Raw genomic sequence first — 24,576 nt, 5'->3', positions numbered from 1 at the left:
GCCCCGGACGAGAACACAGCCGTCGCGCGCGAGCCCTCGTAGAAGGTCTGTCTGACGGAGGCTGGACGAATCCTCCTCGGTGAGGCCGACAGCCTCGTGAACGAATGCCTCGGCCAGCGAGTTTGTTCCGTCAGGCGGCCTGCTCGGTGAGCAGGCCGCCTCGCTTCATCGTCGAAAGTCGGCCATGAGGGGCTTGGTCAAAGCGCCCGCTTGATCTCCGCGTAGTCGCCATTGGTACGCAGCGTCAACGTAACGTCGGCGCGGCCGCGGTTTCGCCAGAACCAGCCATGATTGCCGTCGAAGACAGCCTCCAGCACGCCTTCAGCGCCCGGCACCGCGCGGCCCTTCTCGTAGCTGATCTGCTGACCACCACCGTCGCCATGGAGGTCGAAGTTCACGACGCCTCCGGTGACGGTCCAGGCGAAGTTGACGCGGGCGCCCTGAATCATCACCAGCTTGACCTCGGTGCCTTCGCCCGGCTTCAGCGTGATGGTCATCTCGTCGGATCGGCCGGCCGGCGCGGTCTGCGCCACAGCCGAACCGATCACCAGCTCGGCGAAGATCCTGCCGGCCAGACCGGAGCGCTGATCGGGCGTCGGCAGCACAGCCGGGATTTCTCCCTGCTGGCGAGCGGCACGGTCCCGTTCCGCCTCGTCGGCGAGCTGGGTCTTGATCTCGCCCATCTCGGCCAGGCCGAGCGCGCGGCCGATGCCGGTCGGATCGATCGCATATTCGGCCGGCAGAACGATGGTGACGAGGATCGCCGCCGCCGCGACGATGGCGATGATGGTGGAGCGGAGAAGCTGTTTCGACGTCGGCAGCTCGGCGCGGGTCGGAATATCGGTGTTGTACATGGGAGGAATCCTTTTTCGGATGTTCAGGAGACGACCCAGCCGGTGAGCTGATAGCCGATCAGCACGAACCCGGCGGTCATCATGACGGTGTTGGCAGTGTAGGCATGGCGCCAGAAGCTGTCGGTTCGGCGCCAGTAGCCCATGACGATCAGGATGGCGGCGAGCGCCAGGAGCTGGCCGATTTCCACGCCGACATTGAAGGCGAGAAGGTTCGGCACGAGACCGTCGGGCGAGATGTTGTATTCGATGATCTTGGTCGACAGGCCGAAGCCGTGGAAGAAGCCGAAGATCAGGGTGGCGATCTTGGTGTTCGGCTGGAAGCCGAGCCAGCGCTGGAAGGCGCCCATATTGTCGAGCGCCTTGTAGACCACCGACAGGCCGATGATCGCATCGATGATGTAGCTGTTAATCCCGACGTTGAAATAGACGCCGAGCAGCATGGTCGTGGAGTGGCCGAGCGCGAACAGGCTCACATAGATGCCGATGTGCTTCATCTTGTAGAGGAAGAAGATCACGCCGAACAGGAACAGGATGTGGTCGTATCCCGTCACCATGTGCTTGGCGCCGAGATAGATGAAGGGCAGCAGGTTGATGCCGGTGATCTCCTGGATGTAGCCCTTGTCGCCTTCGGCCACGGCATGGGCGAAGGCCGCCCCGCCGAGCAGCGGCAGGGTCAGGAGAGCGATGAGCATGGGAAGGGCGAGCCGCCAGCGCGCGCAAGGCGTGCGTGGCGGGCCCTCGTAGAAGGGTCCTTGCATGAGAATTCCTATCGTCGTCGTTTGAGGGTGGCCGCGTGCGCGGCCGCGATCATGCGAGGAGGATCGGTCTCGGAGGGCGTTCAAGCCGGAAACGGGTTTCCAGATCGGCAAACGACGGCGGGTAAGCCAGCCAACTCCGACCTATCGAGGGAGCCGGCTGTGCGATGCCGGAAAGCATGCTCGCTGTCTCATGGGTATGATCGGCTGGATTGTGGCCGTGGGAATGGCCAGGGCTCTGCTCGTCGGCTTCGCCGTCGTCATGGCTGTGGTCGTGTGCTTCGATCTGCGCTGCCAATTCAGCATGACGGGCTGCTTCGGCGGACGCAAGCGCGACCGGATTGTGCGAGGCGGAGCTGCCCATTGGGGACAACAGCATGCCGATCGTCATCGCGACGGCGATGACGAAGCGAAAGGCTGCGCTGTAGGCCCAGTTCGGCATGCTCAACGACTATTCACTCAAATCTTAACGAATCGTTGTCAGGCCGGAATCATCTCCTGGCCAGTGTCTTGTGATATCCTCTCCAGGGGGATAGTATCAAGCCCATGAACGAAACCCTTCACGTCCACGAAACCCACCCCGAGATCGTCAAGCGGCTGAAGCGCGCCGATGGGCACCTCAAGGGCATCATCGAAATGATCGAGGCCGGCAGACCCTGCCTCGATATCGCCCAGCAGCTTCATGCGGTCGAGAAGGCAGTCTGTCAGGCCAAGCGGACGCTGATCCAGGACCATCTCGACCATTGCCTTGAAGACGTCGTCGGCCCGCTGGCGCGCGAGCAGCGCCGCTCGATCGACGAGTTCAAGGAAATCACCAAGTACCTGTGAGTCCCCGATGCCGTCCTGCGCCGAGCTGATCCAACAGAGTTCCGGCCACGCCTGGCTGTTCATCCCGAGCGCGATCCTGCTCGGTGCGCTGCACGGGCTGGAGCCCGGCCATTCCAAGACGATGATGGCGGCCTTCATCGTCGCCGTCCGTGGAACCGTGACGCAGGCCGTGCTGCTCGGCCTGGCGGCGACGGCGTCGCACACCCTCGTCGTGTGGGGCATCGCGCTCGGCGGCATGTATCTCTGGCGGGGTGTCGATGCCGAGACGTTCGAGCCGTATTTCCAGCTCGCCTCGGCAGCGATCATCATCGCGATCGCGCTGTGGATGCTCTGGCGCACGTGGCAGGATCAGCAGCGGGCCAAGGCCGCAGCCGGCGATCACGGCCATGGGCACGATCATCCTCACCCACATGGAGATCATGATGATAGCCACGCCCATGAGGGTCATCATGGGCACGATCATGGCCATGGCCATGGCGGTCATGCCCATGGGGAGGATATCCGCCGCATCGACACTGGCCATGGCGTCGTCGCGGTCGAGGTGTTCGAGGATGGCGTGCCGCCGCGCTGGCGCATCCGCACCGAGCGCGGTCACGCCTGGACGGCCGGTGACGTGACCGTCGTCACCGAGCGGCCGGACGGCGCACGGCGGGCCTTCACCTTCGTCGACCGTGGCGGCTATCTCGAATCCGTCGACGAGATTCCCGAGCCGCATGAGTTCATGGCGCGGGTCAGCCTCGGCCATGGCGGCCACACCCACGACTACGACCTGTCCTTCGTCGAGGGACAGGGCCACGACCACATGCACGAGGAACTGCGCGGGCTCGAGGTGGCGACCGACGGCTATCAAGACGCGCACGAGCTGGCGCACGCCAACGACATCCGCCGCCAGTTTGCCGACCGCGACGTCACCACCTGGCAGATCATCATGTTCGGGCTGACCGGCGGCCTGATCCCATGCCCGGCGGCGATCACCGTCCTGCTGCTCTGCCTTCAACTCAAGGAGTTCACCCTGGGCTTCGCGCTGGTGCTGTGCTTCTCGATCGGTCTGGCGATCACGCTGGTGACGGTCGGCGCGGCTGCGGCGCTGAGCGTCCGCCACGCGACCAAGCGCTGGTCGTGGTTCTCGACCTTCGCCCGGCGGGCCCCCTATTTCTCCAGCCTCCTCATCATCGCGGTCGGCCTCTACGTCGGATACCACGGTTGGGCGGGACTATCCGCCGCCGGGGCCTGATGCGCTCACGTTTCAAGCCAAGACCGCAATCCGAGATAGCGAGCCGATCATGATGTCCGAGATATCAGGCGCCGAAAGCGTTGCACCGGCGCCCATGGCGGTTCCACAGGGCTGGCGATCGCTGATGACGCGCGAGCGTTGGTTCGAGGTCGCGCGCATCGTCTTTACCGGCCTGATGGCGTTGCTGTATTGGCGGCAGCTCATTCCGATACAAGCCTTGTGGGTGGCCGTTGCCATCGGCTTGTATCCGCTTGTCAAGACCGGCGTCGTTGACCTCGTAAATGAGCGCAAGATCGGCACCGAGATATTCGTCACCATCGCCACGGTGGTCGCGCTGATCGGAGGCGAGACCGTCGCCGGCGCGGTCCTCATGGTGATCATTCTGATCGCCGAGTTCATCGCCGATCTGAATATGGATCGCGCGCGAGCCTCTATCAAAGACCTGATCGGCTCCGTGCCGCAGGTTGCGCTTGTGAGAGACGCGCGCGGCGAACGCATTGTCCCGATCGAGAAACTGCGCGCAGGCGACGTTGTCTTGGTGCGGGCCGGCGAGAAGATCCCGGTCGACGGCACCGTCGTCGGCGGAGCGGCTTCGGTCAACGAAGCGTCGATCACGGGCGAGAGCATTCCGAAGGACAAAAGCGACGGTGCCGATGTCTTTGCGGGGACCATCGTCGAATCCGGCGCTTTGGACATCGAGACCGAGAAGGTCGGTGCCGACACCACCTTTGCCCGCATCATCAGTCTGGTCGAGAATGCCGAAGCGGAACAGGCACCCGTCCAGAAACTGGCGGACAAGGTCGCGTCATGGCTGATTCCGGTCGTGCTGATCTTCCTCGTTGCGGTTTATCTTTATACTCGCGACATCCGGATGATCGTCACTCTGCTGATTTTTACATCGCCTGCCGAACTCGGATTGGCGACCCCGCTGGTGATCATCGCAGCCATTGCGCGGGCCGCACGCAGCGGAATTCTGGTCAAAGGAGGCATCTATCTGGAGTCGTTGGCCAAGGTCGACGTCCTGGTGTTCGACAAGACAGGCACCCTGACGGCGAACAAGCCCGAGGTCGTCGGCGTGAAGATGCAGGACGGCACACTTGCGGAAGCTGATCTGATCAGCCTTGCCGCCGCCGCTGATCGGCGCTCGGCCCACCCCTTGGCAAAGGCAGTCGTCAACTACGCCACCCGGATGAAAATCGACGTCCCGGAACCGGAGCACTATGAGCAGTTGCAGGCGCGCGGTGTGAAGGCGACGGTCTCCGGCCGCACCGTGCTGGTCGGGAATGCATCCTTGTTGCGCGAGAGCGGTGTGCGGCTTTCCGATGCGATCGAGAATGGCGGACAGACGCCGGTTCACGTCGCGATCGATGGCAGGTTCGCGGGTGTGATTTTCATTGCGGACACATTGCGGCCCGGTGCGCGCGAAGCGCTGGCACGACTCCGCGCGACCGGGGTCAAGCGCATGGTGATGTTGACAGGCGACAATGAGGCCACGGCGCGGACCATCGCTAAGGAACTCGGCGTGGATGAAGTGCGTGCCGATTTGATGCCGCAGGACAAGGTCGCCGCCATCGCCGAACTGCAAAAGCAGGGCCATCGCGTGGCGATGGTCGGCGACGGCATCAACGACGCGCCGGCGCTGGCACGCGCCGATGTCGGCATTGCGATGGGCGGCGGCGGCACGCAGGCGGCGCTGGAGGCCGCCGACATTGCATTGATGCAGGATGATCTCACAAAAATTGTCAGCGCCCGCGCGATTGCTCGACGCGCTTACCGGACAATTCAAGAGAACCTCTTCGTTGGCGTCGGTGTTGTGCATGTCTTGGGCATTACCGCGGCGCTGATGGGCTGGATTGGCCCCATCGAGGCCGCCATGTTGCACTTGGGTCCTGATATCCTGGTATTCCTGAATTCAGCAAAATTGCTGCGCATTCGCATCCGTGACGTTTGACAATGCGTTGTGGCCTTTCGCCGTTGAGCATGCTCGTCGCTACGGCACCCTCATCCCGGTCAAGTGCAGCAACTCGACAGGACCAGAGTGATGGCCGATCTCGCCGTCTATGCCGGCCTGTTCATGGCAGCGCTTGCCGCCGCGACCATCCTGCCGATGCAGTCGGAAGCGGTTCTGGTCGGGTTGCTGCTTGCGGATTATTCGCCGTGGCTGCTGATTGTCAATCGGCGTGGAAACCTGGGTCTGACGCAGTTTTGGTGGTGAAAAGCTAAGGGGCCCCGATCAGGCGGGCCTGGAGGAGGTCGAGCTTTCCTCTGCCGTACATCTGGCGCTTGACGAGTTTGAGCTTGGTGATCTGGCCTTCGGTTTGGCCGTTGGACCAGGGTGAGGTGATGGCGGCAACCACGGCCGCCCTATCCTTGACAACGCCGTTGGCGAACGATGCGACGAGACTTGGTTTGGCCCGCTCCAGCCATGGCTCCAAGTCTGCGACAATCTTCTTGCGGATCATGGCCTGGAAGATGGCGATGGTCGTCCGCGCCTCAACGAGGGGTGGCACGCCGTCCTCAATCGCCGCGATCGTAATGCTCTCGGATTTGGACAAGCGGTCGCGGCTGATGGTCATGAGGCGCGCAATGGTGCGCGCCGAGGGCGTACGGCTGAGTGCATCACCGTCCATTCGTTCGGCGCGGCGACGACGTGCCACCCACTCGGTGACGACCCGAAGGCAGCCGCGGAAGCCTTGGCGCTTGAGGTGTCGCCACAGCCCCGCGCCATTACGTTCGCCGGCTGCCCACTTGTCCTCGAGCCACGGCAGGTACAGTTCGAGCGAACTTTCCCGTAAGCGGAAGACATCTGTGCGCTCACCGCGCAGGATCCGACGAATAAGGCCACGGCTGTGCCCGGTGCGGCGCACGATCTCCTTGATCGGAATCCCGCCCTTGGCCAAGCTGAGGATGACCGCGTTTGCGTCTTCCCGGCGAAGATATCCCTCATACTGAAGCCGCTCGGCGGCCGTGAGCAGATCGGGGTTGATTGTCGCGGCGCCGATCGCGGCTCGCACTTGGCGCATGGACTTGCGCACCGCGTCAAGAAAAGCGCGGCTGGCATTCTCCATGAGGTGCCAGCGGTCAGCCACCTGCATGGCCATCGGCAGCGCCTTGGCTGCCGCTGTGGCATAGCCCCCGCCGCGGTCGCGAGCAACGATGGTGATCTGCTGCTGGTTGGTGAGCCACGCTTGCGCTGTCGCGGGCTCCCGGTCGGGCAAGAGAGCTATGGTCCTGCGGCGCTCAAGGTCGCAGATGATGGGTAAGCGTCGTCCTCAGGCCACGTTGCTCAGGGCGGGCTGTGCCGGGTGGGCCCATGGCATGAGGTCGTCGATGCGGCTGTTGGGATGGCCGTTGACGATGCGGGTGATGACGTCCGCGAGGTAGGCCAGGGGGTCGATGCTGTTGAGCTTGCAGGTCTCGACCAGCGAAGCGATGACGGCCCAGTGCTTGGCGCCGCCGTCGGAGCCGGCGAAGAGCGCATTCTTCCGTGTCAGGGCCAGGGGTCGGATGGAGCGCTCGACGATGTTGTTGTCCAACTCGACGCGGCCGTCGTCGAGGAACAGGGTCAGCCCCTGCCAGCGCGAGAGCGCATAGCGGATCGCCTCGGCCAGCTTGGTCTTCTGGCTGATCAGAGCCAGTTTCGCCCGGAGCCATGGCTCGAGGGCGTTGATGATCGGCCTGCTCTTCTCCCGGCGTGCGGCCCGGCGCTCATCCGGGGTCCGGCCCCGGATTGCAGTCTCGACGTGATAGAGCTCGGCGATGCGCTGCAGGGCCTCGCTGGCGATGGGTGCAGGGCCGGCCTGAGCGAGCTCGTAGAAGCGACGCCGCACATGCGCCCAGCAGAACGCCAGGTTCACGGCGTTGCGTCCGGCCAACTTTTTGTACCCGCCATAGCCATCGACCTGCAGGATGCCGCTGAAGCCGTCGAGGTGGGCGACGGGCCGCTCGCCCTTGCGGTCGGGGGCATAGACATAGGCGACGGCGGGAGGATCGGCGCCGCCCCAGGGCCGGTCGTCACGGGCATAGGCGAAGAGCTGCCCGGTCTTGGTCCGGCCGCGGCCGGGATCCAGTACCGGCGCCGTGGTCTCGTCGGCGAACAGCTTGGGCGAGCTCCTCAGCACCGCCAGCAGCCGCTCATGGACAGGCCGCAGCAGGAAGGCCGCGCGTCCGATCCAGTCCGCCAGCGTCGAGCGGTCGAGCGCGATGCCCTGGCGCCCGTAGATCTGGGCCTGGCGATACAGGGGTAGATGGTCGGCATATTTGGAGACGAGCACATGGGCGACGGTTGCCTCGGTCGGCAGTCCGCCCTCAATCAGCCGTGCCGGCGCCGGGGCCTGCACCACCACATCCGCGCAGGAGCGGCAGGCATATTTCGGCCGCCGCACCACCAGGACGCGGAACTGGGCGGGCACCATGTCGAGCCGCTCGGCCACGTCCTCGCCGATGCGGTGCAGCTTGGCGGAACAGCACGGGCAGATGTCGCTCTCGATATCGACCACGGTTTCGATCCGCGGCAAATGGGCGGGCAGCGCCCCGCGGTTCGCACGGCGCTTGGCGACCCGTCCGGCCTTCTCGGCCGGCGCCTTCTCCTCGGACGCGGCGAAGCCGGCGGCTTCGACCTGCTCCGCCTCTTCCAGGGCCAACAGCAACTGGTCCTCGGGGAGGCTCTCCGCCCGCCGGCCGAAGCGATGGCGCTGCAATTCCTTGATGATCTGGCGCAGGCGCTCGATCTCCGCGTCCCGCGCGATCAGCATCGCCTGGAGCGTCTCGGGATCGCGGGGAAGCTCGGTGGAGAGCGAAGCCATGATCGGAAGTGAATCATATTCGCCGGGCGCCGGCGAGCCTCTTCAGCTGGCGGCGACCGGTGTCGTCGTGCGCTGCGCCTCATGCACCCGCCGCCAGTCGAGCCCCTCGAGCAAGGCCTGGAGCTGGGCCGATGTCAGCTGCAGGATGCCGTCCTCTACCTTGGGCCAGCGGAACGCACCGTCCTCCAGCCGCTTCGCCACCAGCACCACTCCGGTGCCGTCCCAGAACACCAGCTTCACCCGGTCGGCGCGCTTGGCCCGGAAGACGTACACCGTGCCGGAGAACGGATCGGCGCCCATGGTCTCACGCACCAAGGCGGCGAGCCCCTCCGCCCCTTTGCGGAAGTCCACCGGCCGCGTCGCCACCATGACGCGGACCGCACCGCTCGGGCCGATCACGACCCGGCCTTCAGCGCGCCGATCACCGCCGCGATGGTGGCCGGCGAAGCTCCGTTCTCAATCGTCACCCGGACCCCGCCGACATCGACCTCGATGGCTGCCGCGCGACGTTGCCGACCACGCCGCTTCGGCCGTGACGGTGGGGCGGACGGCTCAGATGCGGGAGCCGGTTCCGGCGCGACCATAGCTGGCACGAACGCCGGGATCATCTCGCTCGCCTTGCGCGCCTCACGGCGCCACGTGAACAACTGCTGCGGCGACAAGGCATGGCGCCGCGCCACGGCACTCACCGTGGCCCCTGGCTCGAGGCTCTCGGCGACAATCCGCGCCTTGTCCTCGGCAGCCCACTCCCGGCGGCGCCCCGCTCCGGTGAAAACCTCGAACCGCCGGACCGGCTCCTCGGCGCTCGATTTAAGCGTAAGCTCTGAAATCGTCATATGCCCAAGCCCTCCAGGCTCGGAACATCACCCCCTCAACCTCGCCCGCGAAAGGTGGGGTCAGGGCACCGCTCACTTTTCAACATCGACCGGGACATTCCCAACGCGGCCGTGCAGACGGCGGAGTGCGAATACCTGATCGCCACCACCAAAGACTGGAAGCAGCGCAAGGCGATGCGTGATGCTCCGCCTCCACGGGGGCGGTGTCCTGCGGACATGAGCGTCCGTGACCGGATGGAGCGCAAGCTGTTGACCAAACGGGGCCGGGCGCTTTACCGCCTGCGCGGCCAGACCGTGGAACCGGTGTTCGGACAGATGAAGGAGACCCAGAGCGCGGACCGCTGGACCGCTTCATGACGCGCGGCGAGCAGGAGACCAAGGGCGAATGGAGCCTGCACTGCTCCGCCCGCAACATCAAGAAACTACACTCGGAGTCCGTCCGCCGTGGCCGCAAAGGCGGAAAATGGCTTCGGAATTGAGGCTATAGGGCGGGGAACGCGGCCATCGACAGCGAAAACCAGCCGGGGACCGCTTCATGCCGCCAATCCCGGCCTATTCTGCAACGGGCTCCGTGCCGAGACCAATTCCGAGCACCACGATTGACATTGGTCCGCTCCCTTCCTCATTTCCCAAGGCGATCGTAACCGACCGCTGCCGAGTGGGGCGGGCCATCCCATAATCACACAAAAAGAGTGGCGTACAATCATGCCAAACGCCTCAGTGTGCGTGACAAGGACAATGCAGGGAGTTGTTATTGCCGTCCTGGGCCCGTCAGCTTCGCCACGCTCCCGCTTTTTCATGAGACCGGATCGCGTCTGATGCCAGCCATCCGGTCAGCGCATCCTTGGCCGTATTCGATGCACCGGGAGCGCGAGGGGTCTCGGGCACGCTCCGGCTGAAGCGCGGAGCAGGGGCGGGCTGCTTGACGCCGTCGAGCTCGATGAAGGCGTTTCGAAAATCGAGGTGCGGGTCGGCGAAAGCTTCCTCCACGGAGTTCACGACGGTCGCACAGCAGTCACTTCCTTCGTAAATGGCGCGCCACTCGTCGGAGCTCTTCGCCGCGAAGGCGGCCTCAAGGCCGGCGCGGAGCGATGGCCAGTCCGAACGCTTCTGCCTCAGCGACTTTTCCGGATCAAGCCCAGCCTTCGAGACGAGTTGGACGAAGAACTTATCCTCGATCGCGCCGACAGCGAGCCAGCGGCCATCAGCGCAGGCGTAGACGTCGTAGAACGGACTGCCGCTGTCGAGCACGTTCGTCCCTCGGGGGCCCTTCGCCAGCCCGGCAGCTACCATGCCGATGTGTCCGGCGAGCAAGGAAAGCGTGCCATCGATGATCGCCGCGTCGACCACTTGTCCGCGGCCCGACGACTGCCGTTCCCACAGGGCGCTCAGAACGCCAAGCGCGAGATATAGTGAACCGCCGCCGAAATCGCCGACCAAGTTCAGCGGAGGCGTTGGCGGCTGATCCCGCCGTCCGATCGCATCAAGCGCGCCCGTGAGTGCGATGTAGTTGATGTCGTGGCCGGCTAGGGGCGCCTTCGGCCCAGTCTGTCCCCAACCGGTCATGCGACCGTAGACGAGCCCCGGGTTGAGGGCGAGGCCCACGTCGGGACCGAGGCCGAGACGTTCCATCACCCCTGGGCGGAATCCCTCGATCAGCACGTCGCTTTCGCCGATGAGGGCCTTCGCCAGTTCCACGGACGCCGGCCTCTTGAGATCCAATGCAAGAACCTTACGGCCTCGCTGCGAGATCTGGAAGCGCTGCGGACGCTCGATGCCGAGGCTGGAAACCTCCTCCCGGTCGATCCGCAGCACCGTCGCTCCGAGATCGGCGAGCAACATCGCGCAGAACGGCACCGGGCCGACAGCGGGGAATTCGAGCACCTTCAGACCGTTCAGCGGACCCATTGATATCTCCCGATGTTTCTGGCTTCAGACGTGGCGTCACCAGTTTCGATGACCTCACGGGCCACCTCGCGCTTGCGCTGAACACTCGGCAGGGCCGCGAGCACGGCGCTCCGAGCTGCCGCCTTGTTCCTGGCCTGGTCGCGGCTCCGCTGGATGGCGGTTAGGGAGAGCACGGCAAAGTCAAAACCGCTGGTGCCGCGCTTGGCTTCCAGGTTGGCGCGCGGGTCGGGGCCGCAGATTTGGCTTTCATCTTTTCCCATGCAGGAAGCCTATCCCGGTCGGGGCGGAGCTGTCAGGGAGCCTGCCCACATATCAAGCGAAAAATCACAGAGCCTGTTGCAGAAATCTGCGCACTCTTCCCGTTACCGGCGTGTTCGACACGCGCGCCCCTTCGCGCCATCGACATGATCGAAGGCGCGCTGCGCGTGTCGTCCACCGGCCTAACGAACGCCCTGATCATCGTGCGCCGAACTTTTTCAACGACCGGGACTGGGGGAGCCCCCGCCGGACTTCGTGATACCCACTGAGGACCTCGCCGAGCCTGCCATGGGGGCTCACGTCGGAGAACGTGGGACCTACTAAAGCTATTTCGCACCCCTACCTTAACTATGCCCATATTCATCAACTCGGTCGTGTCGCGAATGCTGTGGAAATTCCCTGGCGGCGCGCTCCGGGCATGTGGATGCTCGGTTTTTCAGGCGGCGAGGTCAAGGGGCATCGGTTCGATGGGCTGAGAGAGAGTTTCCCAGCCATCAACCTTTCGCATCTGGATCTGGCCGGAGGCGAGCAGCGCCCAGAGTAGCATCGGCACGGTCTCGGCACAGGGCAGGACGGTTTGGGTCTTGATGCGGCGGCGGAATTCCTCGTTCAGGCGCTCGATGGCGTTTGTGGTCCGGGCGGACTTCCATTGCGATGGATCGAGGCGGGTGAAGGTGAAGAGCCGCGCCCCGGCTTCTTCAAGGCTGTCGGCCACCGCCCGGCACTTCAGGCGCCACTTGCGCAGGAAGGCCTTGCGCTTCTTCTCGATCTCGGCCGCGGTCTCGGCGTAGATCATGTCGCGATAATCCTCGGTCAGCTCATCCTGCATGTGCTTCGGGGCGTGGGCCAGGAGGTTGCGGTGCTTGTGAACCGTGCAGCGCTGGATGGGCAGGCCGTCGCCCCAGAGCGCCACCAGCGCGGCCTCCAGCCCCGGGGCACCGTCGACGATCACGAATTCGGGCCGCTTCAGGCCGCGTGCGTCCAGATCGTCGAGGAACTGCCGCCAGGCGGCCGTGCTCTCCCCGCCCATGTTTCTGATGGATAACAGCACCTTCTGCCCATCCCGGCGCACGCCGATTGCGGCCAACACCGAGATGTTCGTGGCCTTGCGGTCCAGCCGGGTCTTGATCACGGTGCCGTCGAGGATCAGGCGGACGATGTCCTCATCGGCCAGACTGCGGGCACACCAGGCGTCCCAGTCCACCTTCACCTTGCGCCAAGCGCGGCTGACCACGTCCTTGCTGACGGCCCCCTCGAACAGCCCAAACAGCGCCCGCTTGACGCGCCGGGTGTTGGTGCCAGCAAGATAGACCGCCGCGATCAGCGCCTCGGCCTTCTTCGTCAGCCGCTGATAACGGGGCAGCGCCTTCGACCGCCATTCCGTGACCTTGCCAGTGTCGCCCTCGATCCGGGCGCGCGGCACCCGCACCGTCTCGGTGCCGAACGTGCCGGTGATCTGACGCTCTCGGTGCCCGTGGCGATAGCCTTTCGCGGGACCATCGCCCCGGTCGTACCGAAGGCGGCCGAGAAAGCTGGCGAGTTCCTCTTCGAACACGGCTTCGATGGTCGCACGGACGTTGACCCGCAGCCGCTCCTCGATCGGGTCAAACCCGGCCTCCCCGGCCAGTAGCGCAAAGCTCAAAGTGTCAGTAATCTGGTTCATGGCGTGATCTCCCTGGCGGTTCCAGCCGCCGGTTGGGTGGTTGCAAGTCACCCGGAGATTACGCCGCCTTCAAATTTCCACCACTTCCGAGACACGACCATCAACTCGGCGGCACTGAGAACCATCCTGAGCGGCTGGGGTGAACGATGTTCGAGCTTTGGGATGTGAGGGCGGGGCAGACAAAGGACCGGCACCGGGTGGGCAGTTGGTTCCGGTTCGCCTTCCTCAAACACGCAGGCGAAAACCGCCACGGCGAAGAAGCACGCAGCTTCGCAGCATACGCGCATTTTCACTGTGCCTGCCCTGCCAGCTGACACGCGGATTGGCTGCGACGGCCCGCACCGCCGCCTCATGGCTGGCATCGTGGGTTGAGGATCTTGATCGAGATCTCGCTACGGCCGATCGCCTCGTGAGAGGTCTCTGCGTCCATAGCCTTCTCCTTCTCTACCCGGTGAGCCCTCGGGCTTGGTTGATCGTCCGCATCCGCCGCTCAGAGAGGATCTTCTCGCCGGCATCGATCCGGACAGATTGCTGCAGCACACGCAGCGAGGCACGCATCGCCTCGAAGGCCTCCCGCTGCGCCGACGGCACGCGGTTGGCCACATCCTTCTCGCCGCGCACGATTGCATTGCGCCCGAAGCGCGCATCAAGCGCCCTACTCACGGCGGAAAACTCCTTCCGGATATTCGGATCAAGCGCGCTGACCATGGCATTCAGCCCGCGGGCGTTCTTGTTCGCCTCGGCGGTGAGCCTCTCCAAAGCGTCCTGCGCCGGCCGGGAGAGACCGGGGATGGCGAGCGCCATCAGCCGCCGCTCCTCGGCGATGGCTTGTCGCTGGGCCTCCGTGGCACCGGCGTAGGCTGAGCCGAGCGCACGCAGTTCCGCCGCCGCGGCGGGGAGCGCGGCAAGGGCCTCCTTGCGCTCACGGCCGGTGGCGAGCAGCCGATCCATCATCCGGCCCGAGCCTCGCACAGCGCCATAGGCATCGGGCGCATTGGACATGGCGGCCGCGATGCGCTCCGCCGCGAAGCCTTTGACGATGAGGTCCTCGATCTTCCCGACCGCGGCCGCCGGGTCACGCCAGATGCGCGATGCGATCGCCCCAAGCGCGGCCCGCTGCTGCCGATAGTGGGAAGTGTCCAGCGCCCGCTGCCGCGCCTCGTCCTCCACCGGCTGCCGGAATTCCGTCACCGCCGGAAGCATGGGCGGAAGGGTGTTCCCGGCGTCGGACTGATAGGGCGCCGGCGCGACGATGCGCGAGCGATCCTGCCGCTCCGCCTGGTGTTGGGCGCCGGCGAACCTGCGCACCGACTCAAGCAGGGTCTTCAGCTCCGCCCGCTTCTGCGGGTCCATGTCCTCCGGCAGGCGATCAGCCATATTGCGCTCCGCGACGGTGTCGGTTTTCTCGGTGAAGGCGCTCCAACCAAAGCGCGCGGTCAATGCTTCGCTGGCGGCCTTGATCTCCTGCACGACCGCACGATCCTCCAAGGCGAGGGCAAAGGCCGTCTTGTAGGCATCCGCCCCTCCGTGCGCGCGCACGGCCTCGATCTCGCCGAGCCGCGCCATCGCCCTTTCCGAGAGGGCGGGCACCGACAGCGTCATTGAGGCGCGCCGCCGCTCCTCCCGGATCTCGAACGAAGCCGCGCTCCTCTTGAACGCCACGGCATGGGCGCGGGCGAGCGGCACCAGCTCCTCCGTGACAGCCTTCTGCGCCGTGGCGCGTTCACGGCGCGCGGCACCGCCGTCGACAAGGGCAGCGCTGCCGCGCAGGAGGCCGAGCTGCTCCGGGCTCCGCGCCAGGACGTCGCCGAGCGCCCGCGAACCGGTCTTCGACGCGGAGGCCAGATCGTGGAGCTTCGTCATCGCCGCTTCGGGATCGCGATAGATCCGCTCCAGCACCCGCCGCAGCGCCGCTTCCCGCTCCTTCACCGCCGGCGAGGCGATCTGCGCCAGGCGCGCGCCTTCTTCCACCGATCGCGCAAAGCGCGACACCGGCGCCAGCAGGTAGCGGCCCGCATCGGCGGGCTCCCAGGCCGGCCTGTCGACAGGCTGGTCGCTGTAGACGACGCTGCGCTCGCGGGCGATCGCAAAGCCGAGCGCGACGCTTGCCCGCTCCCACAGCTTGCCCAGATCGCTCCGCTTCTCGGCCAGCCACGCCAGCCACTGCGCCGTCCCCTCCTCCATCCCGGCCGCGGCCTCGGCGAACTGGTCGATACCGCGCAGCCGCGCGAAGTCACGGGCGTGCGCCTGGTATGAGGGCTCGCTTTCATAGTCGAGCGTGGTGGTCTTTGCCCCCGATCGCGACAGGCGCTCGACCAGCTGCTTGAAGAGGCCCGGGCGATGGCTTTCCTGTTCGAGGCGCTCTGTGCGGTCATCTGCGGTTTCGACCTGCTTCGCGGTCCAGACGTTGCGCGCGACCTGGCGCTCCTCAAGACGCCTCTCACCCGTCTCCTCGTCCGTCACCGGGATCCTCACGGTGATGGTCTCGACGCCGTCCTTGCGCAAGGTGATGGTGTCTCCCACGCTCACGCCACCCTTCTCGAGCGCGGCGGGCAGGCTGACGCCCCACTGCCGCTGTGTCGCTCCATCCTCGGTCCGGACATCGGCATAGGGGCTCGGAGCGACACCGTCGTCCTCACGGAATTTCGCCCGACCGGTCTCGACGAGCTCGCCCGTGACGCCGGCGGCGTGATCGACCCGCGCCACCCGGCCCCATTCGGCACGGGGCTCGAAGTCCTCCTGGGCCGCATAGAGGTCAGCCCGATCGCGGTGACGGCTCATCGCCACATAGGTCAGATGCTGGTCCATCATGCCCGTGGCGAGCACGAAGGTGCGGTCCACGGTCGCGCCCTGGGCCTTGTGGATGGTCGCGGCATAGCCGTGGTCGACATTGCGATAGGTGTCCTCGCCGAAGACCACCTCGCGCCCGTTGTCGAGGCGGACCGCAAGGAGTGTCCGGCCGCTTTTGTCGGTGCTCGACGTCACCGTGCCGAGCATGCCGTTCTTGACGTGCTGCGGCCCGAGGTGCTTGGCCCGCGGCTCCACGAACCGCGCATTCTCGAGCAAGATGATGCGATCGCCAACGGCGAACTCGCGCGTCCCCCGTTCGGTCGCGAACGAGCGGCTCGCCGATAGCGCGCCGTCGTCGGTCAGCACCTTGCGCAGCGCATCGTTGAGGCGCCTCACGTCCTCATTGGTATGGGCGAGGACGAGCAGTTCGTCCCCACGCAGGGGTTGGGGATCGCCCTCGGCCGATGTCTTGCCGGCGAGCGTGCGCCGGGCCTCGGTCCAGTCGGTGACGATCCGGCCGATGGCGGCCTCGTGTGTCGCGGCCTCAATGATATGGCCATGCTGCGCATAGGCGTCGAGGGCGGTCTCGACCTCGGCGCGCGCAAACAGCCGGGACGCATTGCGCGCCCATTCCTCCCGCTGGCGACGGACGCCGGCAAGCTCGGCAAAGCCGATCCGCTGCACGATGGCCCGGAATGCGGCCCCGGCCTGGATCGGCTGGAGCTGCATGGCGTCGCCCACCAGAACGACCTTCGCCCGCGCCTCCTCGGCGATCTTCAGCACCCGCGCCATCTGCTGCGAGGACACCATCCCGGCCTCGTCGATGACGAGTACGTCGCCCCGCCCGAGGCGTTCATGCTCGCCAGCCCAGGCCAGTTCCCATGACGCGAGCGTGCGCGATGTGATGCCGGAACTGTCCTCCAGGCCCTCTGCCGCCTTGCCGGCGAGCGCCGCGCCGAGAACCCGGCGCCCGTCGCTTTCCCAGGCGATGCGTGCGGCGGCGAGCAGCGTCGACTTGCCGGTACCGGCGAGACCGACGACGGCCGCGATCGCCGAGTCCGACGTGACGTGACGGACGGCATCGACCTGTTCCGCGTCGAGCTTGAACGACCTGTCGGGCGCCCCGCTCCCGACGCTCTTCATCGCCGCGGCGACACCGAAGCCCTCGCGCCGAGTCAGGTTGAGCGCGGAGCGCGCCATGCCGTGCTCGACACGTAGCATCTCGCGCGTCGTGAAGATCGCTGGCTCCGCCGCCTTCCCCGTCTCGGGATCGAGCTTCTGCGGGCGCAGCGTGACGAGCTCGGGCGAGGCCATCAGCCGGGCCCGGATCGTGGCGAAATCCTCAGGATCATCGACGTAGCGATGGAGCGCGCGGGCCATATCGCGCTCATCAAAGGTGGACCGTTCGTTGCTGAGCTGCTGGAGGAGCAGGCCCGGATCGGCGGCAAGGCGATCGGCCATCTCCTGCCGCCGGGCGAGGTCGGCCGGCGCGAAGTACATCTCGACGCCCTTGCGGGCGAGCGCCGCCTTTTCCGGCCCCAGATGCTTCTGGGCAATCCCGTCGCGGCCCTGCTCGGCATAGGAGCGTCCGTCGAGGCGGACCTCATGGCCGGCGAGCGCCAGATGCCGGTTGGCGGTTTCCGCCCAGGCGATCTTCCACGCTTTCATCGTTTCCTTGTCGCCGGCCCACAGCTTGTAGACAATCTTGCCATTGGGCCGATCGGGCGTGACCACCCGGAGCGGCTGTCCGTCTTCCCCGAGCACCGGGACCTTCTTCGCACCGAAGCCGTCCGCCGCGAGCGGCCGCAGCATCGTCATCAGATGGACGTGCGGGTTGCCGTCCTTGTCGTGATAGACCCAGTCGGCGACCATGCCCTTCGATGTGAAGTTGTCCAGCACGAACTCGCGCATCAGCGCGATGTTCTCGGCCCGGCTGAGTTCCTCCGGCAGCGCGATGATCAACTCACGGGCGAGCTGCGCGTCTGCCCGCTTCTCGAACACGTCGACCGCATTCCACAGCACCTCGCTGGCCCCGGCCACCGATTTTCCGGCAATCGCTACCTCGAGCCAGGCCGGGATGTCGTCCGGCAGCGCCAGCTCTTCGTGCACCAGTTCGGACGCTCCGCCCCGATAGCTGAAGGATGTGCCGACCTGTTCGTCCATCATCCGGGCGCGATGGCGATAGGCAGCGGCCGAGACGATGCTGCGTCCCGCCCCCCGGCTGATCACCTGCGCCCTGACGAACATGATGGCCATTGCCGCCGCCACTCCCTCCAAGCACGTCGCGCCCGCGACGTATATTGCGCCCTCAAACAGATCGGACCGCAGGGCCGATGCCGCTTCGAACGGACGGCCCCAAAGGGCGCCGGCCGTCAGAGAGCCTTTCGGCTCACTGACAAATTAGCCTATTTAACTCACTTATACGAGACGATATAATCGACCGTCTTCGAGCTTTTCCAGCGTGGGACGAGGCCATTTTATGCGCGTAAAGTCGTCACTTTCCGAGATCGACGCCCAGATCGAGAAGCTGCGTGAACGTCGCAAATTTCTGGTCGTTAAAGCGGGTGAGCGCTTCGCGCGGGCCGCCGCCAAGGCCGGCCTGGTGGAGCTGGAGATCCCGGACGAGGAACTCGACGCCATCTGCGAGGAGATCGCCGCGCGATTTCGCAAAGGGGCCAAGGCCAAAGGGACCGCCGGTTCATCGGCTCCTTAGGCGGATCGATCAGGAGATCGTCCGTTTCGAGCGACGGCGGAGAGCCATGATGACCGACGCACGCAGACGCGACGCGCGCCAGACATTCCTGCTGGGCGGACTGGTCGTGCGCGCCGGACTGGGGGAGGCTGATCGGGCCTTTCTGCTCGGCGCGCTGATCGAGGCGCGCCGCATCGCGCCCGGCTCCGACGAGCACGAGCGGCTGAAGGCGATTGGACAAGACGCCTTCAGGCAACGCCCTGCCGACGACATGCCAGAGCCCGATCCGGAACATGGAGAAGAACCATGAAGGGGCGTCTGAACCCGACGCTGCTCCTTGTTCTCGTGCCGATCGCCGTCACGGCCATGACGGTCTTCGTCAGCGGTTGGCGATGGCAGAATCTCGCCGTGGGCATGTCCAGCAAGATCGCCTATTGGTTTCTGCGCGGGGCGCCGCTGCCTGCCCTTCTGCTGGGTCCCCTCGCCGGGCTCCTGACCGCCTGGGCGCTGCCGCTGCACCAGCGCCGGCCGATCGCCATGGTGACGCTCCTGTGCTTTCTCGGCGTGGCCGGCTTCTACGCCTTGCGCGAATATGGCCGCCTCGGACCGTTCGTCGAGAGCGGAACCATCCCATGGGACCGGGCGCTGTCGTACCTCGATGCTTTCGCCGTCGTCGGTGCCATCGTTGGATTTCTGATCGTGGCCGTGGCGGCCCACATCTCCGTTGTGGTTCCCGATCCGGTCAAGCGCGCGAAGCGGGCGGCTTTCGGCGATGCGGACTGGTTGTCCCTGTCGGCGGCCGGGAGGCTGTTCCCGGCGGACGGGGAGATCGTGATCGGCGAGCGCTATCGCGTCGATCGGGAGATCGTTCACGAGCTGCCGTTCGATCCCATGGACCGGTCCACCTGGGGCCAGGGCGGACATGCTCCGCTTCTGACCTACAAGCAGGATTTCGATTCCACCCATATGCTGTTTTTCGCCGGCTCCGGCGGCTTCAAGACGACGAGCAATGTTGTCCCCACGGCCCTGCGCTATTCCGGTCCGCTGATCTGCCTCGATCCCTCGACCGAGGTCGCGCCGATGGTGCGCGAGCATCGCATGCGCGCGCTCGGCCGGGAGGTCATGGTGCTCGATCCCACCAATCCGGTCGCCGGCTTCAACGTGCTCGACGGCATCGAGGGATCGCGGCAGAAGGAAGAGGACATCGTCGGCATCGCGCACATGCTGCTCTCTGAGAGCCTGCGCTTCGAATCCTCGACCGGCGCCTATTTCCAGAACCAGGCGCACAACTTTCTGACCGGGCTTCTGGCGCACGTGATGCTCTCGCCCGAATATGCCGGCCGGCGCAATCTGCGCAGCCTGCGCCAGATCGTGTCCGAGCCGGAGCCATCCGTGCTCGCCATGCTCCGCGATATTCACGAGCACTCCGAGTCCACGTTCATCCGCGAGACGCTCGGCGTGTTCACGAACATGACCGAGCAGACGTTCAGCGGCGTCTTTTCCACCGCCTCGAAGGACACGCAGTGGCTCTCGCTCGACAATTACGCCGCCCTCGTCTGCGGCAATGCCTTCAGGTCGCGCGACATCGTCTCCGGCAAGAAGGACGTCTTCCTCAATATCCCGGCGTCGATCCTGAGGTCCTATCCCGGCATCGGCCGGGTCATTATCGGCTCGCTCATCAACGCCATGGTGCAGGCCGATGGCGCCTTCGCGCGCCGCGCCCTCTTCATGCTCGATGAGGTGGACCTGCTCGGCTACATGCGGGTCCTGGAAGAGGCCCGCGATCGCGGCCGCAAGTACGGCATCACGCTGATGATGATGTACCAATCGGTCGGTCAGCTGGAGCAGCATTTCGGCAAAGCTGGCGCGACGTCGTGGATCGATGGCTGCGCCTTCGCCTCCTACGCCGCGATCAAGGCGCTGGAGACGGCGCGCAACGTCTCGGCGCAGTGCGGCGAGATGACGGTCGAGGTTCAGGGCCGGTCGCGCAATGTGGGCTGGAGCAGCTCGAGCAATGGCAACCGTCGCTCGGAAAGTGTCAGCTTCCAGCGCCGGCCGCTCATCATGCCGCATGAGATCACCCAGTCGATGCGCAGGGACGAGCAGATCATCATCGTGCAGGGGCATAGTCCGATCCGCTGCGGGCGTGCGATCTATTTCCGGCGCAAGGACATGAATGCGGAGGCCAAGGCCAACCGCTTCGTCAAGGTGTGAGCATCCCCCACGGGACTGTGCTTCCCAGGGGCAACGCTCTTCGCCCCGGCGACGCGGGGCAATAGCGGGCCCGCCCTGGTCACCCCCGCCTTGAGTGTCTCTCAAAAGAGATACATAATGTCGTCGATATAGGAGGATCGAGAATGGCCGCTCAAACCTCTATGCTGCACATCCGCATAGACGACAAGCTGAAGGCTGACGCGACCGAGAAGCTGGCCAGCGTTGGCCTGACGGTTTCCGACGCCGTCCGGATTCTGCTCACGCGCGTCGTAAAAGAGGGCGCGTTGCCGGCGGGCCTGACTGCGGACCCGGAAGCCCATGACGCATGGTTTCGAGCCAAGGTGCGCGAGGCCCTGGCCGACAGCCGGCCGGCGGTGCCGCACCAGCAGGTGATGGATGAGGCACAGGCGCTGATCGACAGGAAGCGCCGTGCGAAGGCTTGAGTGGCGCGAGGACGCACGCGCCGATCTGCTGGCGATTGTCGATTTCATTTCCGACGACAACCCCGATGCCGCCCAACGGCTGAAGGACGACATAGAAGAAAAGGCGTCAAAGTTGCCTGAGCATCCGAAGCTCTATCGTCTCGGCCGTGTCGATGGCACACGGGAAATGGTCGTGCGTTCGAACTACATCGTCGTGTACGCTGAAGATATCCACGTCGTTTCCATCTTGCGCGTCCTGCATGCGGCCCAGCAGTGGCCGCCAGTGCGGGAGGACTAGGAAATCACGTGCCGGAGCGCGGGTTCGACCCGAACGACAAGCGCCCTGCGCTGGCCCCGAACTCTACGTGCCGCAGCGCTACTGAGCACACGAGGTGAGGCTTCCTGGCGCGCCCGCCAAGACGCGGGCGCTCACCGCGGTCTGCCGGTAGCCGCATGCACAGGTGTCCGAGGGCGGCTACCTGCCTTTCCGATATCGCTCGAACGGGTCCGCGGTGCCGGGCGGCGTGAACCAGTCGAGGAAGATCGTATAGGCGAGCGCGCATGCAACAAGGCCGATCGACATCAGGCCGAAGCTCCAGAACGGCGTTCCACGGGCGGCATCGGGATGGGCATAGACCACGATCGAAACCGGGACCATGACGATCGAGGCCAGCATCATGAGCCCTGTGAACGGCCGAAACATGCACAGGACATAGAAGGCGAGATACCACACGCAATAGAAGGTGCCGCGCCCGATGTGCTCAAGGATGCTGAAGGGCAGCGCGAGCGGAAGCGGCAGCGACCGGCAGGTTGCCGATCCGCTGCCCAGACCCCTGCCCGCCTTGTTCGGAGATAGAAGCTGATTGGTCGTCATCGCCGTCGCGTCGCCGGTCACCGGATCGGAGCCCGCCATCCCTTCGGCACCGGCTCAGCCCTGTGGAACATTTCGTGTACAGGTCCAGGATGGCCAACCGGGCGTGCCTTGTCGAGGGGTCGATCGCGCCGTGAAAGAACACCCTGTTGCGCATCGTCATCAACCAGCTGTCATCGCGCGACAAACGCTTGTTTCGTGGCGCCATTTCACAAGGTTGCCCACCACCACGAAATCCGCCCTTCGTTCGCCGCAGGACGATCGATTGCCGTCGACGACGGCATCGGCGGCGATTCAATCTGGCACGTTGCCGTCATTCCATGACGGCAACGTGCCCATGGCCGCGCCGCGGCCAGCTGGAGCAGACGGTCGATCCGGCTGCTCCGGCTTTTGCCATGAAGGGAAAGAGCTGCCTCACGGCAGCTCCTCCTCGGCGATCCGGCGGGCGAGTTGGGCGCGGGCCGCCTCAAGCTCGGCTTCGATCTGGTGGCGCTCGCCGGCATCGACGGCGTTCCGCAGCTCGGCGCGCAGTTCCTCGATGTGGTGTTCCAGCGTCATCGTCATCTCCTCGATGTTCTTGTGAAAGATGACGACGGCGGTCATGGCGGGTGGGCACGGGTCAAAACCCGCGTCAGCGGCCAGCTTGCTGGCGCGCGGAGGAACCGATTTTCCTGCGCAGCGGGAAAATCGGAGGGGCCGCGCGGTTTTGAGGCGTGTCCGCCCGCCATGGCACACTGGGCATTCTGAGCAGACACGGGTCTTTCGGGACGCTGGGCATTGGCGCGCGCAGCTCCTGCCGGCAGGCAGGCTGCACCAATGGAGTCAACCGGTTCAGCCCTCCGACGCCCTTGTGACGCGCCGGAGGGACCAGGCCCGCGCAAGGGATCGTTACGCCGCAAGGCGCGAAGACCGCCTGGCGGGCTTCGTGGAGCCAGGGTACCCGGCGGAATAGAGCCCGGTCCGGCTTGCCGGATGCGCCCAGCGCAAAGCGTCGTCAAGTCCTCATGGTCTCGACGATGGAGGTTGGCCGTTCAGGGTTTATCGGAACATGGACAGCCCCTATACTGCTTCATATCAGGCCGTTAAATGAGGCAGGCGACCGTCATGCGGCAGTTCAGGATTGCCGAGGGGACCTTCAACGAGGACACGCCGGAGCTTCAATCCGCCCTCGCCCAAGCCTACGAGCGCAAACAGCGGCCCCTCTGCCTGTGCAGCGAAAAGCCCATCGCGATGTACATCGCACGGGTCGATGGGGACCTGCTGGTCAAGCGTATGCCCCTGTCGGGACGCGACCATGCGCCGTCCTGCCCCTCCTACGAACCACCCTACGAGCTTTCCGGCCTCGGGCCCCTCATCGGCAATGCAATCCAGATCGACGCAGCGACCGGCGCCGCGGTCCTCAAGCTGGATTTCTCGCTGACGAAGCGTGGCAGCCGCACGGCATCGGCAGCCGCGTCCGAGCCGTCCGACACGGTGCGCAATGAGACCAAGAAACTCTCGCTGCGCGCGGTGCTGCACTATCTGTGGGAGGCCGGTGAGCTGACGGAGTGGACGTCGCTCTGGGCCCGCAAGCGCGGTTGGGGCAAGGTCCGGGCGAGCCTCATGAACGCCGCGAAACAGATGGAGACCCGGGCAGGCCCGCTCGGTGACATCCTCTTCGTGCCGGAGGTGTTCCATGCCGAGGACAAGGCCGCGATCGCGGCGCGGCGCGCCACCGCGCTTTCGGGTCTCCAGACCGCCGTGGGCGGCGGACCACGAAAGCTCATGCTTCTGGTGGGAGAGGTCAAGGAATTCCCCGAGGCCCGCACCGGCCGGAAGGTTGTCATCAGGCACCTGCCGGATTTTTCGCTGACGCTGGAGGACGCCGCCTGGCGTCGCCTGGGCAAGCGCTACGAGACCGAGCTGGAGCTTTGGGAAGCAAACGCGAACGCCCACCTCATCGCCATCGCGACGTTCGGCATTTCCAGCGCGGGCGTCTCGTTTATCGACGAGATCGCCCTGATAGTGGTGACCGAAAACTGGATTCCCTTCGAGAGCGTCGATGAATTTCGCCTGCTCTCCCGCTTGGCGGGAATGCTGCGCAAGAGCGTGAAGGGGTTGCGGTTCAATCTCAGCCGCGACCAGCCGCTCGTGTGCGTCACGCTACCGGAGCAGCGGCCATCGCCCGTGGCGATGTACATCGTGCCGGCGAGCGCTGGCGAAAAGTACGACCGCGGGCTCGCGGAAATGATCGAGGCGCGACCGGAGATGGCGGCCTGGATCTGGCGGACGGCGGACGGCGAGATGCCGCCCTTGCCTTGAGGCGGTCATCACGGGAATGAATCGGTCCCGCGGGATCGATTCATGGAAGTCGTTGGACGTCCTTTCCCTGGGACGCGAGACTCGCTCCATGGAAAGAACGGCACCAGGCCCATTGCATCTCCGCCGCATCGATCCCGCACGGAAC

Annotated in this window: 22 protein-coding genes and 2 pseudogenes; 11 read left to right on the top strand and 13 right to left on the bottom strand. The window is 65.5% G+C overall.

The genetic code is table 11. From position 1 onward, the window contains the following. Nucleotides 1–197: 197 nt before the first annotated feature. The 3 genes from V5F63_RS25530 to V5F63_RS25520 all read right to left on the bottom strand — a co-directional run bounded on the left by V5F63_RS25530 (nucleotide 198) and on the right by V5F63_RS25520 (nucleotide 2,051). On the bottom strand, nucleotides 198–854 hold the full coding sequence (locus V5F63_RS25530) for a transmembrane anchor protein (RefSeq protein ID WP_394103208.1): 657 nt from the start codon (nucleotides 852–854) through the stop codon (nucleotides 198–200). Nucleotides 855–877: 23 nt separating this feature from the next. Then, nucleotides 878–1,546 (bottom strand): HupE/UreJ family protein, encoded by a 669-nt coding sequence (locus tag V5F63_RS25525; RefSeq protein ID WP_394103212.1) that lies wholly within the window; start codon nucleotides 1,544–1,546, stop codon nucleotides 878–880. Nucleotides 1,547–1,661: 115 nt separating this feature from the next. Then, nucleotides 1,662–2,051, bottom strand: coding sequence for a hypothetical protein (locus tag V5F63_RS25520; RefSeq protein WP_394072525.1), 390 nt, complete (start codon nucleotides 2,049–2,051; stop codon nucleotides 1,662–1,664). Between the two features lie 104 nt (nucleotides 2,052–2,155). Between V5F63_RS25520 and V5F63_RS25515 the strand changes: the two genes are divergently transcribed. From V5F63_RS25515 to V5F63_RS25500, 4 genes and pseudogenes are all read left to right on the top strand, one after another. After that, on the top strand, nucleotides 2,156–2,437 hold the full coding sequence (locus V5F63_RS25515; protein WP_394072527.1) for a metal-sensing transcriptional repressor: 282 nt from the start codon (nucleotides 2,156–2,158) through the stop codon (nucleotides 2,435–2,437). Between the two features lie 7 nt (nucleotides 2,438–2,444). Next, nucleotides 2,445–3,671, top strand: a complete 1,227-nt coding sequence (locus tag V5F63_RS25510) for a nickel/cobalt efflux transporter (RefSeq protein WP_509210849.1) — start codon at nucleotides 2,445–2,447, stop codon at nucleotides 3,669–3,671. 49 nt (nucleotides 3,672–3,720) lie between these two features. Next, entirely contained in the window at nucleotides 3,721–5,622 is a 1,902-nt protein-coding gene (locus V5F63_RS25505) for a heavy metal translocating P-type ATPase (protein WP_509210848.1), read from the top strand. Nucleotides 5,623–5,712: 90 nt separating this feature from the next. Next, a pseudogene (locus tag V5F63_RS25500) lies at nucleotides 5,713–5,844 on the top strand (YqaA family protein); the annotation flags it as partial. Between the two features lie 46 nt (nucleotides 5,845–5,890). Here the strand turns inward: V5F63_RS25500 and V5F63_RS25495 are convergent. The 4 genes and pseudogenes from V5F63_RS25495 to tnpA form a co-directional block, all read right to left on the bottom strand. After that, a pseudogene (locus tag V5F63_RS25495) lies at nucleotides 5,891–6,928 on the bottom strand (ISL3 family transposase); the annotation flags it as partial. A gap of 15 nt (nucleotides 6,929–6,943) precedes the next feature. Then, entirely contained in the window at nucleotides 6,944–8,476 is a 1,533-nt protein-coding gene (gene tnpC / locus V5F63_RS25490; protein ID WP_509210847.1) for an IS66 family transposase, read from the bottom strand. 42 nt (nucleotides 8,477–8,518) lie between these two features. Continuing rightward, a complete protein-coding gene (gene tnpB / locus V5F63_RS25485) occupies nucleotides 8,519–8,875 on the bottom strand; it encodes an IS66 family insertion sequence element accessory protein TnpB (RefSeq protein WP_394103224.1) in 357 nt (118 codons plus the stop codon). Next, nucleotides 8,872–9,312 carry an IS66-like element accessory protein TnpA gene (gene tnpA, locus V5F63_RS25480; protein WP_394103225.1) on the bottom strand — a complete coding sequence of 147 codons (441 nt, stop codon included), beginning with the start codon at nucleotides 9,310–9,312 and terminating at the stop codon, nucleotides 8,872–8,874. Before tnpA ends, tnpB begins: the two co-directional genes overlap by 4 nt. Here tnpA and V5F63_RS25475 point away from each other — a divergent pair, their 5' ends adjacent. After that, nucleotides 9,313–9,669 carry a transposase gene (locus V5F63_RS25475; protein WP_509210846.1) on the top strand — a complete coding sequence of 119 codons (357 nt, stop codon included), beginning with the start codon at nucleotides 9,313–9,315 and terminating at the stop codon, nucleotides 9,667–9,669. 414 nt (nucleotides 9,670–10,083) lie between these two features. Here the strand turns inward: V5F63_RS25475 and V5F63_RS25470 are convergent, their stop codons facing one another. The 4 genes from V5F63_RS25470 to traA form a co-directional block, all read right to left on the bottom strand. Further along, nucleotides 10,084–11,220 (bottom strand): CaiB/BaiF CoA transferase family protein, encoded by a 1,137-nt coding sequence (locus V5F63_RS25470; RefSeq protein WP_394103222.1) that lies wholly within the window; start codon nucleotides 11,218–11,220, stop codon nucleotides 10,084–10,086. Next, entirely contained in the window at nucleotides 11,208–11,480 is a 273-nt protein-coding gene (locus V5F63_RS25465; RefSeq protein WP_394103221.1) for a hypothetical protein, read from the bottom strand. The genes V5F63_RS25470 and V5F63_RS25465 overlap by 13 nt, the downstream gene beginning before the upstream one ends. A gap of 434 nt (nucleotides 11,481–11,914) precedes the next feature. Further along, a complete protein-coding gene (locus V5F63_RS25460) occupies nucleotides 11,915–13,141 on the bottom strand; it encodes an IS256 family transposase (protein ID WP_394103232.1) in 1,227 nt (408 codons plus the stop codon). Between the two features lie 444 nt (nucleotides 13,142–13,585). Further along, nucleotides 13,586–18,187 (bottom strand): Ti-type conjugative transfer relaxase TraA, encoded by a 4,602-nt coding sequence (gene traA / locus V5F63_RS25455; RefSeq protein ID WP_394103176.1) that lies wholly within the window; start codon nucleotides 18,185–18,187, stop codon nucleotides 13,586–13,588. A gap of 223 nt (nucleotides 18,188–18,410) precedes the next feature. Here traA and V5F63_RS25450 point away from each other — a divergent pair, with 223 nt between their 5' ends. The 5 genes from V5F63_RS25450 to V5F63_RS25430 all read left to right on the top strand — a co-directional run bounded on the left by V5F63_RS25450 (nucleotide 18,411) and on the right by V5F63_RS25430 (nucleotide 21,557). Continuing rightward, on the top strand, nucleotides 18,411–18,644 hold the full coding sequence (locus V5F63_RS25450) for a TraC family protein (RefSeq protein WP_011993105.1): 234 nt from the start codon (nucleotides 18,411–18,413) through the stop codon (nucleotides 18,642–18,644). A gap of 49 nt (nucleotides 18,645–18,693) precedes the next feature. Continuing rightward, nucleotides 18,694–18,933: a conjugal transfer protein TraD gene (locus V5F63_RS25445; RefSeq protein ID WP_394103177.1), complete on the top strand. Its 240-nt coding sequence runs from the start codon at nucleotides 18,694–18,696 to the stop codon at nucleotides 18,931–18,933. After that, nucleotides 18,930–20,837 (top strand): Ti-type conjugative transfer system protein TraG, encoded by a 1,908-nt coding sequence (gene traG, locus V5F63_RS25440; RefSeq protein ID WP_394103178.1) that lies wholly within the window; start codon nucleotides 18,930–18,932, stop codon nucleotides 20,835–20,837. Before V5F63_RS25445 ends, traG begins: the two co-directional genes overlap by 4 nt. Before the next feature lie 143 nt (nucleotides 20,838–20,980). Next, the gene (locus tag V5F63_RS25435) at nucleotides 20,981–21,280 is read left to right on the top strand and encodes a type II toxin-antitoxin system RelB/DinJ family antitoxin (protein ID WP_348842010.1); all 300 of its coding nucleotides are present in this window, start codon (nucleotides 20,981–20,983) and stop codon (nucleotides 21,278–21,280) included. After that, nucleotides 21,267–21,557, top strand: coding sequence for a type II toxin-antitoxin system RelE/ParE family toxin (locus V5F63_RS25430; protein ID WP_011993101.1), 291 nt, complete (start codon nucleotides 21,267–21,269; stop codon nucleotides 21,555–21,557). Before V5F63_RS25435 ends, V5F63_RS25430 begins: the two co-directional genes overlap by 14 nt. 177 nt (nucleotides 21,558–21,734) lie before the next feature. Here the strand turns inward: V5F63_RS25430 and V5F63_RS25425 are convergent, their stop codons facing one another. Together V5F63_RS25425 and V5F63_RS25420 are read right to left on the bottom strand one after the other, a co-directional pair. Then, nucleotides 21,735–22,172, bottom strand: coding sequence for a hypothetical protein (locus tag V5F63_RS25425; protein ID WP_394103179.1), 438 nt, complete (start codon nucleotides 22,170–22,172; stop codon nucleotides 21,735–21,737). 372 nt (nucleotides 22,173–22,544) lie between these two features. Beyond that, a complete protein-coding gene (locus V5F63_RS25420; protein ID WP_041578070.1) occupies nucleotides 22,545–22,733 on the bottom strand; it encodes a hypothetical protein in 189 nt (62 codons plus the stop codon). A gap of 501 nt (nucleotides 22,734–23,234) precedes the next feature. Here V5F63_RS25420 and V5F63_RS25415 point away from each other — a divergent pair. After that, on the top strand, nucleotides 23,235–24,431 hold the full coding sequence (locus V5F63_RS25415) for a DUF1173 domain-containing protein (protein ID WP_394103180.1): 1,197 nt from the start codon (nucleotides 23,235–23,237) through the stop codon (nucleotides 24,429–24,431). Nucleotides 24,432–24,576 lie beyond the last annotated feature (145 nt).

This window comes from Xanthobacter wiegelii (assembly GCF_043193855.2).
GTDB lineage: Bacteria > Pseudomonadota > Alphaproteobacteria > Rhizobiales > Xanthobacteraceae > Xanthobacter > Xanthobacter flavus_A.
This window is presented reverse-complemented; position numbering and strand designations above follow the sequence as displayed.

Coding starts and splice junctions, on each gene's coding strand:
- tnpC (WP_509210847.1), bottom strand. CDS start 8,476: ATGGCTTCGCTCTCCACCGAGCTTCCCCGCGATCCCGAGACGCTCCAG.
- V5F63_RS25530 (WP_394103208.1), bottom strand. CDS start 854: ATGTACAACACCGATATTCCGACCCGCGCCGAGCTGCCGACGTCGAAA.
- V5F63_RS25475 (WP_509210846.1), top strand. CDS start 9,313: ATGCCCAAGCCCTCCAGGCTCGGAACATCACCCCCTCAACCTCGCCCG.
- V5F63_RS25415 (WP_394103180.1), top strand. CDS start 23,235: ATGCGGCAGTTCAGGATTGCCGAGGGGACCTTCAACGAGGACACGCCG.
- V5F63_RS25510 (WP_509210849.1), top strand. CDS start 2,445: ATGCCGTCCTGCGCCGAGCTGATCCAACAGAGTTCCGGCCACGCCTGG.
- traG (WP_394103178.1), top strand. CDS start 18,930: ATGAAGGGGCGTCTGAACCCGACGCTGCTCCTTGTTCTCGTGCCGATC.
- V5F63_RS25525 (WP_394103212.1), bottom strand. CDS start 1,546: ATGCTCATCGCTCTCCTGACCCTGCCGCTGCTCGGCGGGGCGGCCTTC.
- V5F63_RS25515 (WP_394072527.1), top strand. CDS start 2,156: ATGAACGAAACCCTTCACGTCCACGAAACCCACCCCGAGATCGTCAAG.
- traA (WP_394103176.1), bottom strand. CDS start 18,187: ATGGCCATCATGTTCGTCAGGGCGCAGGTGATCAGCCGGGGGGCGGGA.
- V5F63_RS25520 (WP_394072525.1), bottom strand. CDS start 2,051: ATGCCGAACTGGGCCTACAGCGCAGCCTTTCGCTTCGTCATCGCCGTC.
- V5F63_RS25450 (WP_011993105.1), top strand. CDS start 18,411: ATGCGCGTAAAGTCGTCACTTTCCGAGATCGACGCCCAGATCGAGAAG.
- tnpA (WP_394103225.1), bottom strand. CDS start 9,312: ATGACGATTTCAGAGCTTACGCTTAAATCGAGCGCCGAGGAGCCGGTC.
- V5F63_RS25470 (WP_394103222.1), bottom strand. CDS start 11,220: ATGGGTCCGCTGAACGGTCTGAAGGTGCTCGAATTCCCCGCTGTCGGC.
- V5F63_RS25460 (WP_394103232.1), bottom strand. CDS start 13,141: ATGAACCAGATTACTGACACTTTGAGCTTTGCGCTACTGGCCGGGGAG.
- V5F63_RS25445 (WP_394103177.1), top strand. CDS start 18,694: ATGACCGACGCACGCAGACGCGACGCGCGCCAGACATTCCTGCTGGGC.
- V5F63_RS25435 (WP_348842010.1), top strand. CDS start 20,981: ATGGCCGCTCAAACCTCTATGCTGCACATCCGCATAGACGACAAGCTG.
- V5F63_RS25505 (WP_509210848.1), top strand. CDS start 3,721: ATGATGTCCGAGATATCAGGCGCCGAAAGCGTTGCACCGGCGCCCATG.
- V5F63_RS25425 (WP_394103179.1), bottom strand. CDS start 22,172: ATGGCGGGCTCCGATCCGGTGACCGGCGACGCGACGGCGATGACGACC.
- V5F63_RS25465 (WP_394103221.1), bottom strand. CDS start 11,480: ATGGGAAAAGATGAAAGCCAAATCTGCGGCCCCGACCCGCGCGCCAAC.
- V5F63_RS25420 (WP_041578070.1), bottom strand. CDS start 22,733: ATGACCGCCGTCGTCATCTTTCACAAGAACATCGAGGAGATGACGATG.